This is a genomic window from Myxococcales bacterium, from assembly GCA_012517325.1.
GTDB lineage: Bacteria > Lernaellota > Lernaellaia > Lernaellales > Lernaellaceae > JAAYVF01.
In genome coordinates, this window is record JAAYVF010000085.1 from 84,827 (window position 1) to 98,861 (window position 14,035).

12 protein-coding genes are annotated in these 14,035 nt (G+C 58.4%); all 12 read left to right on the top strand.

Annotation, left to right across the window (positions count from 1 at the left end):
- Window positions 1-10: 10 nt before the first annotated feature.
- Entirely contained in the window at window positions 11-3,505 is a 3,495-nt protein-coding gene (locus GX444_14895) for a tetratricopeptide repeat protein (GenBank protein ID NLH49866.1), read from the top strand.
- Window positions 3,502-4,620 (top strand): tetratricopeptide repeat protein, encoded by a 1,119-nt coding sequence (locus GX444_14900; GenBank protein ID NLH49867.1) that lies wholly within the window; start codon window positions 3,502-3,504, stop codon window positions 4,618-4,620. The genes GX444_14895 and GX444_14900 overlap by 4 nt, the downstream gene beginning before the upstream one ends.
- 18 nt (window positions 4,621-4,638) lie before the next feature.
- Complete coding sequence (locus tag GX444_14905) at window positions 4,639-4,884, top strand: hypothetical protein (GenBank protein ID NLH49868.1); 246 nt, start codon at window positions 4,639-4,641, stop codon at window positions 4,882-4,884.
- A 119-nt stretch (window positions 4,885-5,003) separates the two neighbouring features.
- Window positions 5,004-5,654 (top strand): MotA/TolQ/ExbB proton channel family protein, encoded by a 651-nt coding sequence (locus GX444_14910; protein ID NLH49869.1) that lies wholly within the window; start codon window positions 5,004-5,006, stop codon window positions 5,652-5,654.
- A 33-nt stretch (window positions 5,655-5,687) separates the two neighbouring features.
- Window positions 5,688-6,272 carry a hypothetical protein gene (locus GX444_14915; protein NLH49870.1) on the top strand — a complete coding sequence of 195 codons (585 nt, stop codon included), beginning with the start codon at window positions 5,688-5,690 and terminating at the stop codon, window positions 6,270-6,272.
- Window positions 6,273-6,294: 22 nt separating this feature from the next.
- Window positions 6,295-6,807, top strand: a complete 513-nt coding sequence (locus GX444_14920; protein ID NLH49871.1) for a hypothetical protein — start codon at window positions 6,295-6,297, stop codon at window positions 6,805-6,807.
- Window positions 6,808-6,852: 45 nt separating this feature from the next.
- Entirely contained in the window at window positions 6,853-8,145 is a 1,293-nt protein-coding gene (locus GX444_14925) for an energy transducer TonB (protein NLH49872.1), read from the top strand.
- A gap of 12 nt (window positions 8,146-8,157) precedes the next feature.
- Window positions 8,158-8,712 (top strand): hypothetical protein, encoded by a 555-nt coding sequence (locus GX444_14930; protein NLH49873.1) that lies wholly within the window; start codon window positions 8,158-8,160, stop codon window positions 8,710-8,712.
- A gap of 146 nt (window positions 8,713-8,858) precedes the next feature.
- Entirely contained in the window at window positions 8,859-10,004 is a 1,146-nt protein-coding gene (locus GX444_14935; protein ID NLH49874.1) for a hypothetical protein, read from the top strand.
- A gap of 7 nt (window positions 10,005-10,011) precedes the next feature.
- Entirely contained in the window at window positions 10,012-10,890 is an 879-nt protein-coding gene (locus tag GX444_14940; protein ID NLH49875.1) for a hypothetical protein, read from the top strand.
- A gap of 12 nt (window positions 10,891-10,902) precedes the next feature.
- Window positions 10,903-13,107 (top strand): polysaccharide biosynthesis tyrosine autokinase, encoded by a 2,205-nt coding sequence (locus GX444_14945; GenBank protein ID NLH49876.1) that lies wholly within the window; start codon window positions 10,903-10,905, stop codon window positions 13,105-13,107.
- On the top strand, window positions 13,104-14,030 hold the full coding sequence (locus GX444_14950; GenBank protein ID NLH49877.1) for an NAD-dependent epimerase/dehydratase family protein: 927 nt from the start codon (window positions 13,104-13,106) through the stop codon (window positions 14,028-14,030). The genes GX444_14945 and GX444_14950 overlap by 4 nt, the downstream gene beginning before the upstream one ends.
- Window positions 14,031-14,035: the final 5 nt, after the last annotated feature.

Sequence of the window (14,035 nt, forward strand, 5' to 3'; positions counted from 1 at the left end):
GATGAAGCCCATGAAGGCGTGGATGCCCTACCGGCCGTGGATGATCTCGTTGCTCATCGCGGTTTGTCTGCTCGTCGGCGACGTCGCGCCGGCGGTCATGGCCCAGCAGGATGAGTCCAAAACTCCGCCGCCGGCCAGCCAGCCGAATGCCGCGATTCCCGATACCGTGCCGGGAGTGCAGGCGGCGATCGAGCAACTGGAAAAGCAGATCGCCGATCTGGAAAGCGAAGCCGACAAGCTGGTCAGCGTCAACGATCAGGAAAAACGGCAGGCGATCCGCAAGCAGATCAAGACCTTGCGTTTTCAGATCAAGATTCTTCAAAACCGCATGGATCAATTGCAGCAGACCGAATCGCAGGCCGGCGCCATCGCGGTCCGCGAAAAGTACCGTGAGAAAATTCGCGCTTACGAAGCGCAAAAAGCCGCCGTGCGGCGGGAAATCATCGCCCAGTTCGAAGCCAATCTGGCCCGCAATCCCAATAGCCGGGTCGCCCCCGACATTCTCTGGCGACTCGCCAACCTTTATTTCGAAGAGGCCCACGCCAATTACCTCGAAGCCTGGGATCGCTACGAAAAAGAAGCCGACCAGCTCTACCACCAAGGAGCGACCGACGTCGTTCCGGAAGAGCCCAAGCGCAACTACGAGCGTTCGGTCGAAATTCTCGGCCGCATTCTGAAGGATTACCCGGCCTACGATCAAAAAGACCAGGTGTACTACCTGATGGCCTACTGCCTGCAGGAATCGAACGAGGACGACCGTGCCCTCCAGATTTACGATCGGTTGATCAAGGACACTCCCGAATCCGCCTACGTGCCGGAAGCCTACGTGCGGATGGGCGAGATTTATTTCGAGCGCGATCAATTCGACAAGGCCATCGAGCGCTACCTGCAACTGATGAAGTACCCGACCTCCAAGTTTTACGACAAAGCCCTCTACAAGCTCGGCTGGTCGTATTACAAAATGAACGACTACGAGAACTCGGTGAAGTATTTCACCCAGGTTCTCGAGTACTACAAGAACCGTTCGGTGACTTCCCACAAGCGCGGCAAGGTGGACGACCTGTTGCAGGAATCCATCGATTACATCGCCATCAGCTTCACCGAATCCGAGGGGCAGCAGGGCGGCGCGGCCGCGCTGGCCTTCATGAAAAAACTCAACGATCAGGATCTGGGCCGTCAAATCCTGATGAAGGTCGGCGAGGTTTACGACGAACGGACCGACTACGAGCCGGCCCGGCAGGCGTACGACGCCTACCTCAAGGCCTTCCCGCTCGGGCCCGAGGTTCCGGATATCTACAGCAAAATCGCGCAAATGTACGAAAAAGAATCGCGTTTTGAGGACGCGGTCGAGGTTTATACGATGATCGGCAAGGCGCTGGGCCCCGACAGCGAATGGGCGCGGGTCAACGGCCAGCGCGCCGCCGATCTCGAGCGCGCCGCTAAACTGCGCCAAACTTCCATCATGGCGGCGGCGACCTTCCATCACGAAAAAGCGCAAAACACCTCCGGCGCCGAGCAGCAGGCGCATTACCAAAAGGCCATCGAGAATTATCAGCTCTACCTGGCCAACTACCCGGACTCCGACAACGCCTACGAATCGGCGTTCAACCTCGCCGAATGCTTCATGGAACTGCAGCAGTACCCGCAGGCGGCCGATCAATATCAAAAAGTGATCGACATCAAGAAAGACAAGGAACTGTGGACCAACGCCTTGTTCAATAAAGCGAAGGCCTTCGAACTCGAAATGGAAAAAGAGGGCGGCCTGCCCAACAAAGAGGCGATCGAGGCGCGCGACAAGAAAATCAGCGAAGGCAAGGGGTCCGAGCAGCCCAAGGGCGTGGCGATCAAACCGCAACCGCTCAGCGCCACCGCCGGCAAATGGATCGCGGCCCTGGAGCAGCACGTCAACAATCTGCCGGAATCCGATAAAAGTCCGGCCATGCTCTACAAAATCGGCGAAATCTATTACCTTTACGGCGATTTCGACAACGCCCGCAAATACTTCGAGGACGTGTTTGCCAAGTATCCGAACAACGAAGTCGTCGCCTTCGCGACCTACTACTACATCGAATCCTACAAACAGCGCGACGATTACCAAGGCATCATCGCCGCGACCCAGCGCCTGCCCAAGAGCGGCAACACCGGCATTTCGGCCGAACAGGTGCAAAGCCTGACCGCCGGCGCAACCTTCAAGATCGCCGAACAAAAACTGCGCGACGCCACCAGCACGACTCCGGTGGACACCAAGCTCGTGCAGGAAGCGATCAACGAATACGAAAAAGGCATCAAGGAAAATCCGGGCGACAAACTGGCCGACGTCGCGATGCTCAACATCGCGGTCGCCTACGAAAATCACCTGAAAGACCTGGTGCGCGCCAACGACGCTTATCTCCGCCTGGCGCGCGATTTCCCCAAAAGCACCCATGCTCCCGAAGCCTTGATGCGCGCCGCCTACAACTACCAGGTTCTGATCGAATTCGATCAGGCCGCCGGCGCCTACGAAAAATTTTACCAGCAATTCCCCGATAACAAGGACGCCGGTAACGCCCTGTTCAATGCCGCCGCCCTGCAAGAGGACTCCAAACGGTATTCCTCGGCCAGCCCGCTGTTCGAAACCTACCTGTCCAAGTTCGCCACCGAAACCGACGCGGCGGAAGTCGCGTTCACCATCGCCCAGATCCACGAAAAAATGGGTGACAAGTCCGGCGCCGTCGCCGCCTACGAGAATTACGCCAAGCGGGGCAACGACGATGCCGCGCGGATGAGCGAAGCCTACTTCCGTTGGGGCTCCATCGAGGACGAGTCCGGACGTTGGAGCGAGGCGGAAAAGCGCTATTTGCAGGCCGTGGCCGTGTTCGTCAAGGCGCACGAAATCGACGCGAACGTCGAGGCGCGTTACGCTTCCGAGGCGCAGTTCCGCATCGCGATGCACGCCTACGACAGCTACAAGGCCATGGTCTTCACCGGCAACCTGAACAAAGACACCAACATCCTGAAGGAAAAGGCCGAGGCCTTCAAAAAACTGAAAGAGTACTTCGAACAGACCGTGACCTTCGGCAATTACACCTGGGCCACCGCTTCCTTGCACATGATCGGCGTGATCAACCAGGATTTCGCCGAGGCGCTGCTCAATGCCCCCACGCCCAAGGATCTGCCGCAGGAACAGCAAGACGAATACCTGTTCAAACTCGAGGAAATCGCCTTCCCCGTGAAGAACCGCGCCCTCGAAGCCTACAAGCAGAACGTGCAAAAAGGCATCAACGAGCGGCTCATCAACGAATGGATCGTGAAAAGCTTCCTCGAACTGAAAAAGCTCGAACCGGAAACCAAGGAACCGAAATTCGAAAAGGTCACCGGGCGGGAAACGCCTTCGTTCGCCTTCGCGGATATCGATCTGACCCTGCCGGTCATCCAAACGCCGGCGCCGACCACGCCGCCGGGAGGTACGCCTCCGGCCGCTCCCGCCGCGCCACCGGCCGGGGGGAAAAAGGAGGTGGAGGAATGAGGCGCCGACTGGTCATCCTGATTTCCGTGCTGGTGGTCGTTGTCTTCGCGGTCGCCTGCGGTTCGGCTCCGCCCAAACCGACCGAAAAGCCCAAGACTTCCCAGGCGCCGATGCAGACGACTCCGGATTTGGTGGGCCCCGAGGCGGCCCGGACCTACCAGGATCAAGCCAACAACGCCGCGAAAAACGGCGATTGGGCTCGCGCCGAGGAATTGTATTCCAAAGTCATCAAGGCCGATCCGCGCGTGGCGGAGGCGTATTACAACCGCGGCGTCGCGCGGATCAGACTCGGCAACAACGAAAGCGGCGCCAAGGATATGAAAATGGCGCTGACGCTCCGGCCCAACCTCGAAGCCGCGTTCGTCAATCTCGGCGCGGCCTATCTGGCCACCGGCCGGTTGAGCGCCGCCTTGCAGCAGTTCAACGCGGTTGTTTCCAAGCAACCGAACAACCTCGAAGCCAAGAACAATTTGGGCGCCGTTTACATGCGGATGGGCCAATACGATCGCGCCGAAACCATCTTCAAAGAGATCATTCGGCAGGATTACAAATTCGTGCCCGCCCATGTGAATATGGGATTGGTCTATTTTTACAAGGATTTGCCTCAATTGGCCGAGCGGGTTTTCAAGAACGCCGAAAAGCTGGACCCGAAAAACTCGGATTTGACCGCGAATTACGGTTACATGCTGCTGAAAATCGGCGAGTTGAGCCTGGCCAAGGTCCAATTCGAAAAATCTTTGAGAATCAATCCTAACAATGCCTCTGCCTTGACCAATATCGGAGCCTTGGAGATTATGCTTCGGCAGTTCGATAAGGCTCAGGCGCATCTGGATCGCGCGACACAAATCGATCCTTCCAATCCAAACACCTGGAGCAACCTCGGAGTGGCTCGCCGGGCGAGAGGAGATAACGACGGGGCAGAAGCGGCCTACAAAAAGGCGATCGAAATCGATCCCAACTTGGCCGAGGCGTACTTAAATTACGGAATTTTCCTGGAAGAAGTGAAACAGGATCGCAAAGGCGCGATCGCGCAATATTCCAGGTACTGGCAAGCCGCCAAGAACCAATCGGGGACGAATCCGCGGGTTCCCGATTGGATCGACGCGCTTAAATAAAGCGAAAGGGGTAACGCGATGAAACGGCACCAGTGGGAAATCGTCATTGCCTTGGCGATTTTGGTCGGTTCGTTGTTGTGCCTCGCCGGAGTAGCCGCCGCGCAAAACTATATGGAACTCGATCCGATCGTGGTCGAGGGCCAGATTCAGCGGCCGGAAGCGTCGTATATCATCCAGCGGGCGAATCTCGATTTCGGAATTATCGCGAAAAAACGGAGCTTCATTTACAAGATCGAGGAATCGATCGATGGAGCGCCTTTCTGATTTCGATTGAGCGATCATTTCCGGAAGGACGGGAATGAAGCCGCGAAGCCACGGAGCGCAAGGAGGAAGAGCACGGTTTTAATTGTCGTCCATCGGTTTTGACGAGGAGGAAAACGCGGTTGGGTACATGGTTCTATGAGATGTTCGACAAGGGTGGTTCGGTCATGTACGTCATCGCGGTTTTCAGCGTGTTGGCCATGGCGATTTCCATCGAGCGAGCGTTTTACATTCTGTTCCGCTACAACATCGATGGGCCGGCCTTCATGAAGAAGTTGCAGAAGCTGGTGGAGGCGCGCAATTACGACCGGGCGATTCAACTTTGCAACGCCGCTCCGAACGCGGCTTTATCGCGCGTGTTGCGGGCCGGTTTGTTGAAGGCCGGTCGCGATCAACGCGAGGTCCAGAACGCCGTGGACGAATCGGCGCTCGAGCTGTTGCCGCTGTTGCAGAAGCGCACCGGCTACCTCCAGGTGATCGCCAACGTGTCCACGTTGTTGGGTTTGCTCGGCACGATCATCGGGATCATCGATTCGTTTCGCGCCGTCGCCCAGGTGGAAGCGAGCCAGCGGCAGCAGGCTCTGATGAAAGGTATTTACGTGGCGTTGTACACCACCGCCTTCGGTTTGATGGTCGCGGTGCCGACCCTGGTCGCACATGCCGTGATCGACGCCCGGACGGTGAAGATTATCGATGAAATCGATGAATTTTCCGTCAAATTGATCAATTTGTTGGGCGCGATGAAAACCGAAAGCGACAAAAAGGTCCGCTGAACGGCGGACGCGGTGGCATGAGGGAGTAAACACATGGCCGGCCGACCCAGCAAGCGATTGCATTTGCAGCGGGCTCAGGGTGAGATCAACATCCTGCCGGTCATGAATGTGATGGCGATTTTGGTGCCTTTTTTGTTGTTGTTCGCTTCGTTCATCAAGCTGACGATCATCGACACCGCCCTGCCGGCGGTGTCCGGGCCCGGCAGCAAGTACGTCGATGACGCCGAGGCATCGCCGACGCCGCCGCCGATGGAAAAGAAGCTCAATCTGACGGTCGCCATCATGAAGGAAGGGTTCATGATCGCCGGGATCGGCGGCATTCTCGACATCAACGGCGAGAATAAACCGGACCTCGTCGAGGTCGCGCCCCGGACGATCATCGCCAAGAAGCCGGACGGCGAATACGATTACGACAAATTGAAAGAAATTCTCATTCGAATCAAAGAGGCTTTTCCAGGACAGAACACGATCATTCTGTTGCCCGAGCCGTCGGTTCTATACCGGGACATCGTCAAGTTAATGGATGTCGCGCGGACTTATAAGAAGACGACTCCGGACGGAAAAGAAACCGAGGAATTGCTTTTTCCGGCGCCGGTGCTGGCCGCGCGCCTGATTTAGTCGCGAGTAGACGGGAGTAGGAATGGCTTTTGCCGCCACCAAACGCAAACGGATCGCCCTGAATCGCCGGCTGGCCGAGCCGCTGAAGATCACCAGTCTGGTCGACTTGCTGACGATCCTGTTGGTGTTTCTGCTGCAAAGCTATTCGTCCGTCGAATTGACCGTGACGCCTTCGGAGGATTTGCATTTGCCGGTCAGCATCAATACCAAGGCGCCGATCGAATCGGTGCAATTGCTGCTGTCGACGCAGGCGATCGTCGTCGAAGGCAAGGCCGTCGCCCGGGTGACGCCCGATTTCGAAATCGAAGACGTCCCGGCGAAGAGCTTGGAAATCCCGGTGGTTTATACCGCGCTCAAGAAGCAGGCGGAAATCGAGAAACAGCGCGCTCGTCGCTTTGGTCGCGAATTCAACGGCAACATCACCATCCAGGCGCACGAGACACTGCCCTATAAATTGATTGCCAAGGCCATTTTTACGGCCGGTCGCGCTGAGTTCGGAAACATCAAGTTCATGGCGTTTAAAGCTGAGGATTGATCGTGTTGCCGCGATCAGGTTGCGCGGGGAGAAAGGAAATTGGCGATGCCCGGTGAAACTGCGGCTCGGGTTTTAAAAGTCGGCTTGGTCCAGGACGGCAAGCTCATCGAAGATAGCGTCCTGGGCAGCAGGGAAGGTCTGACCATCGGCCTGGACCCGACGAATAAATTTTCGATTGCGGAACCTGCGGCGCCTCGTCGGCACATGCTGATCGAATATACCCAACACGGGTATAAGCTCAATCTGCTACCCGAGATGAAGGGCCGGATGCTGATCGACGACCGGACGATCGAACTGGCCGAATTGATCTCGTCGGGTAAAGCGGTCAAGTCGCCCAAGGGCGGCTACGAAATGCCGCTCGTCGCCTCCAGCAAAGGCAAGATCGCCATCGGCGGCAGCACGATCCTCTTCCAACTCGTGCCGCCTCCGCCGCCGCCGGCGATGATGAAACTGCCCAAGGAACTGAAGGCCAGTTTCTTCCGCAACGTCGACATGTTCTTTTTAATCGTGTTGGTGATCAGCGCGGTGTTGCACGCCGCGATGATTTATTACCTGGAAAACGTCGATTACAACGAAGAAGAGGCGATGAAGGTCGCCACCGAACGGTTCGTCCAGATCGTCGAGGAAGACATCATCGTGCCCGAGGAGGAAACCCAGGCCGAGGATGAGGAAGGCGGCAAGAAGGGCGGTGGCGGCGGCGGTGGCGGTGGCGGCGGCCAGCAAGCCGTCGAGAACAAGGGCATCATCGCCGTCATCGGCCGGCTCAGCACGCAGAGCGGCGCCGTGGCCGACTTGCTGTCCGAATCCGGGTTGGGCGGCGATCTGACCAACGCCCTGAACAGCATCGGCGGCGTCAAGGTCGGCAAGCCGGGCGACATCGGCATCGGCGGCGGCACCAAAGGATCCGGTTCCGGTCCGGGCGGCGGTTCGGGCGTCGGCATCGGCGACATCGGCAATGCCGGCCGGGGCGGCTCCGTCGGCACCGGCGACCGTTCCGAGCGGAAAATCACCGCCAAGCTGTCGACGGCCGACGGCGGTGTATCGGGCAAAATCGACGCTTCCAAAGTTCGTGGGTACATTCGCAGCCAATTGGGCGGCGTTCGCCATTGTTATGAAATGCAGTTGAAGTCGACTCCGACCTTGGAAGGCAAGGTAAAGGTAATGTTCACCATCGGGTCGTCAGGGGACGTAGTCAGTTGCTCGGTCGCACAAAACACCATGGGCAACACGCTGGTCGGCGATTGCGTTTGTCGCCGCGTTCAGCGCTGGCGTTTCCCGCCGCCGGACGAGGGCACGGTGACGGTGTCGTATACCTTTATCTTCCAGCCCGCGGAATAAGGAGGTGGGGTCATGAAAAGATGGACCGTTTTCTTGATCGCCTGCACTCTGCTGACGTGCTTCGCCGCGTCAGGGTGGGCGCAGGATCGGTCGGACCAGACAAGTAAAATCGAGCTGGCGAAACAGTACCTGGCATGGATGAAGGCCCAAACCGACCAGTTGGATCAAGAATTGCTGCAAGCGCGACGCGAGCAGAATTCCAAAAAGATCAACTGCATCGAGGACCGACTGGCCGCGCTCAAGGAAATCATGGGCGAAACGGACGCCATGAATCAACGGTTGCGCGCGTTTTCCATGCAGCAGCGGCTGACGGAAGCAAACAAGGTTTTCACCAAATTGGCCAACAATCAGCGGTTGGCGGAACAGATCATCAATCTGGTGAAAGATTGCTTCAAGAACATCAACGTCGAGGGCGGGTTCGTGGAAACCCTCGAGGAATGGCTGGGCGAGCCGACCGGCGAAGATCGTCCGGGCTATGATCCGACGGAATCGCAACCTCGTCCGGGAGAACCCGAACCGGTGCCGAATGAGTTCACGCCCGGTCCGGTAAGCGAGGAAGAAGAATAGTAACTGAGAAAACTCAATAATAATGATTATATTTGAGTTGGCATGCTAATTATCTGAGGAATTAAATGAGGCATGGCTTTATTCGTAAATTACTAATCTTTTTGATCACTCTCGTAGTGTTCAAAGCCTTGCCGATTCACGCCCAAGTGGCAGAGACGGATGGTATTCGTTTCGGCGCGTTCTCGATCCACCCGTCGTTGTTCACCGCGATGCGGTACAACGACAACGTGTATTTCGTGCCGAACAATTACCGGCCCGAGAACGATCGCTCGATCCCGCAAAGCATCGAAAGCGATCTGGTCTTCAACGTCGTACCGGCCGTCCATTTCGATATCACCGTGCCCACTTTCAAAACGCGAGTCGGTTACCGCTTCTATAACGACACCTACCTGGGAATGGACGACCCCGACAATCGTCACGACGATCTCAACGCCAGCAACCATTATTTCAACGGGCTGCTCGATTACAACGCCCCCTTCGGTTTGATGATCGGCGGACAAGACGAGTACGCCATCCTGCAAACCTACGAAGAGACCGAGCAGTTTCTCGATTACATGCGCGGCGACCAGACCCACAACGACGCGCGCGGTTGGTTGGGCTTCAAGCACGGGCCGTACGACAACCTGTACTTCAAAGCCACCTACATCAACCTGATCGACAAATACAAGACGTATCCCGATTACGACAAAATGGGCCAGTACGCCGACGGCGAACTGCGGCTGAAGTTCTTCCCGCTGACCGCGTGGATCCTGCAAGGCGGCTACGGCCTGATCGACTACGAACGCATCCAGGCCTTCGATTCCAATACCTGGTACGCCATGACCGGCCTGCAGGGCCAGATCACGACCCACCTGCTGGTGGTCGCCAAGGGCGGCTGGCAGATGGCCGATTACCAGGAAAACGCGGATTTTTCGGGATATCTGGCGGATGCCGAATTGACGGCGCTGTTCACCCCGGTGACCCAGTGGACGGTCGGTTATCGCCATCTGTTCCGCGACGCCGCCGACACCAACTATTACACGACGCACGAAGGATTCACCCGTTTCAGCTGGTTGTACGGCTCGCGACTGAACACCACGTTTTACGGCAGCTATCAGTACAACGATTTTTCCGAGCCCCTGGATCGTCATGAGGATTTCATTCAGGCGGAATTCGATTTGACGTACCGGTTCGTCTACTGGCTCTACATGGGCGGTGGTTACCGGTTGGAATACCGGATCTTCGACGACGGCGAGGTCCACGAGACGACCACGCGCAACATCGGAACCATTCATTTGCAAGCTCTGTTCTAGGCTGCCGATGAGAGCGTTACGACTGGCGTTGATCCTAAGCCTGCTGAGCGCCGCCGTCTGGGCGGCCGAAACCGATTCGTATGTGATCGGCGACGGCGATATCCTCCACATTCTCGTCTACGACGAACCCGATCTCGAACGCACGGTCACCGTTCAGCCCGACGGCCTGATCCGGTTTCCGCTGGTTCGTCAACTGCAGGTCGGCGGCCTGAGCGTCCAGGAAGCCGAGCAGCGCCTGGAAGAGGCACTGGGGCAAAAATACCTCAATGATCCGCAAGTGACGATCACGGTGAAGGAATTCCATTCCAAAAAAGTCTACGTGCTCGGCGCGGTGAAAAATCCGGGCCTTTATTCGCTGACCGGACCCAGTACGGTGCTGGAAGTGATCTCCAAGGCCGGCGGCACGACCGACAACGGCGACCGCCAGATCCTCTTGGTGCGCGGCGACAAGCAGAAGCAGGCCGAGGTGAAAAAATTCCTCGAGGAAAAAGGCGCCACCGACGCCGAAGCCATGCGGGAAGCCGGTTTGCAGCCGCCGATCGTCATCGACGGGCACAAGCTGTTCGACCTGGGCGATACCTCGCAGAATCAGGTGTTGCAGGACGGCGACGTCATTTACGTGCCGCAACTGACCAAGGTCTACGTCCTGGGCGAGGTCAAACGCACCGGCAGCATTCCCTACACCGAGGGTCTGACGCTGGTGCAGGCCGTCACTCTGGCGGGCGGGGTCACGGAGATGGCCAGCAACACCATTTACGTGACGCGCAAGGTCAACGGCAAGGAAGTGCGCATCAAGGCGAAATTCTCCGCCATCCTCGGCGATACCAGCAAGGATATCCTGTTGCAACCGGCCGACGTGATCGTCGTGAAACGGCGCATTCTGTAGGAGAAACGGCGCGTGAGCGAATTCGAAAGCAGCTCATTCAATCTGTCCGAAATCGGCAAAATCCTCTACAAGCGCCGCTGGACGATCGCCGTCTTTTTCCTGGTCGTGACCACGTTCGTCACCCTGGCGACGATGCTGCAAAAAGACGTTTATCTCGCCACGGCGGTGATCCGCATCGAGTCCGAGGCGCCCAACATCGTCGGCTTCAAAGAAGTGGTGGCGCTGGGCGCCCAGAATTACTGGGCTTCGAAGGAATACTACGAGACGCAGTTCCGCATCATCAAAAGCCGCCCGATTCTCGAACAGGTCATTCAGAAAATGCGTCTAGACGAGAATCCGCCGTTCGCCGGCGCCAGCGATCCGCCCGAATTGCTGGCCGGCATGGTCAGCGTCAACCCGATTAAAAACAGCCAATTGGTCGAAATCGGCGTCGAGTATTACGACATGAATACCGCCGTCGAGATCTGCAACATGCTGGTCAAGGTTTACCGCGATCAAAACCTGGCGACCAAGATCGACGCCACCCGTGAGGCGTTGGAGTGGTTGAAAAAGGAACGGTCGGGCCGCGCCAACTCGGTCAAGGAAGCCGAGCAGGGGCTCCACCAGTTTCTGGTCGACCACAACATCGTTTCGTTCGAGGAGCGCCAGAACGTGGTGGCCAAGCGCGTCCAGGATTTGTCCGACGCGTTGACCGAGGCCAAGCGCGCCCGCATCGCCAGCGAGGTCGCCTACAACGAGGCGACCCAACTGAAAAAACAGGGCAACGCCCTGGCGATTCCCGAGGTGTTGGACAACAAGCTCATCCAGAACTTGAAGGAAGAGCTGGTGCTGCTCGAAAAAGAAAAGAGCAAGCTGGCCGCCAAGTGGAAGCCCGATCACCCCGGCATGCAGAAGGTGCAGGGGCAGATCAACGAATTGCAGGACCAGATCGGCAAGGAAATCGATCATCTGATCGAGGGATTGCGCGCCACCTACACGATGGACCAGTCGCGCGAGAACAAATTGGATTCCGAACTGGAACAGACCAAAAAAGAAGCGCTCGATCTGTCGGACCTCGAAATCCAGTATCGGGTCAAGAAGCGTGAAGCCGAATCCGAAGGCATGCTCTTCGATGAAATCCAGAAGCGGCAGAAAGAAACCGAAATCAACAAATCGCTGCCCGACATCACCAACAACGTGCGGATCATCGAGGAAGCCATCGCCCCCGAGCATCCCTCGCCGATCCGGCCGCGCCGGAAACTCAGCATCATCCTGGGCGCCGTGCTCGGTTTGCTCGGCGGCATCGGGCTCACCTTCTTCCTCGAATACCTCGATACCACCATCAAGAGCGCCGACGACCTCGAACGCAACGTCAAGGCGCCGTTCCTCGGCATCATTCCCAGCTTCACCACCGACGAGGAGGCCGTCCCCGACGAACTCTTCACGCACCGCTATCCGAAGAGTTCCATCACCGAAAGTTGCCGGTCCATCCGCACTAATATCAGCTTTTCCTCGGCCGGCAAGCAACTGAAGCGCCTGCTGGTCACCTCGGCCGGCCCGCAGGAAGGCAAATCCACCGCCGTGATCAACATGGGCATCATTTTCGCCCAGGGCGGCAAGCGCGTGTTGATCGTCGACTCCGACTTGCGGCGGCCCCGCCTGCACCGCGCGTTCAAGGTGTCGCGGAAAAAGGGCCTGACCAACGTGATCATGGGCGAGGCGTCGCTCGCCGACGTGATCATCCCCACCGAGGTGCCGGGCGTCAGCCTCATCCCGTGCGGCCCGATTCCGCCCAACCCCTCCGAGCTTCTCGGCACCGAACGCATGCGCCAGATCAGCAACGACATGGCCGACATGTTCGACCTGGTGCTGTTCGATTCGCCGCCGGTCGTCGCGGTCACCGACGCCGTCGTCATGTCCAAAATCGTCGACGGCGTGGTGCTCATCGCCAAGGCCGGCAAGACCACGAGCGAAATCGTCCGCAAGGCGTCGCGGCAACTCGAGGACGTGCAGGCGCACATCCTCGGCACGGTCATCAACGACTTCAATATCCGCAGCGCCGGCTACCGCTATTACTACTATTACTACCACTACCGCTCGCGCGAGGGTGACGAGTCCGGCGGCACGGACAAGGTGGTGCGCAAGCGCGTCAAACGCCGTCACGGCGAGCATCACAGCGGCGAACATCGCGGCAGCGAATCCTCCGGCGGCGAATCCGGGGGCGAGGGCCAGGCATGATTCTGGTTACGGGAGGCGCGGGTTTCATCGGCTCGCATCTGGTGCGCGGTTTGCTCGCGCGCGGCGAGCGCGTCCGTATTTTAGACAATCTTTCTTCCGGCAAGCGGGCCAACATCGCGGGCCTGGACGTCGAGTTCGAGCCGGCCGATCTGCGCGACGAGGCGGCGGTCGCGGCGGCGGTCCGCGGGGTGGATGCCGTGTATCACCTGGCGGCGGTCGTCAGCGTGCCGCAGACGGTGGCCGATCCGGCGACCAGCCACGACGTCAACGTGACGGGCACCTATCGCCTGCTCGAAAACGCCCGGCTGGCCGGGGTGCGGCGGTTCATTTTCTCGTCCAGCGCCGCCGTTTACGGCGACGAGCCGTCGCTGCCGAAGCGCGAAACTTCGCCGCTGGCGCCGCGCAGCCCGTACGCGCTGCACAAATTGATCGGCGAACAGTATTTGAAACTCTATGCCGACCTCTACGGCATGGACACCATGAGCTTCCGTTACTTCAACGTGTTCGGCCCGCGCCAGGATCCGCTGGGTGCCTATGCGGCGGCGATTCCGAAGTTCGTCGAAGCCATGGCCGCCGGCGTTTCGCCGACGATCTTCGGCGACGGCCGCCAGACGCGCGATTTCGTCTTCGTGGAAGACGTGGTCGCCGCCAACCTTGCCGCGCTCAAGGCCGAACGGCCGGCCGGCCGGGTGATCAACGTCGCCGGCGGCAGGCGCATCGATTTGTTGGAGTTGCTTGGCGCGCTGGAAACGGTGTTTCAACGCGAAGCCAAGCCGGTTTTCGCCGCGCCCCGGCCCGGCGACGTGCGCCACAGCGTGGCGGCGACCGACGAGGCGGCGGCCTACCTGGGTTTTCACCCCCGGACCTCGCTTACCGAAGGCCTGGCGCAAACCGTGCGGTGGATGCTCCAGAGCGGAGGATGAGCGTT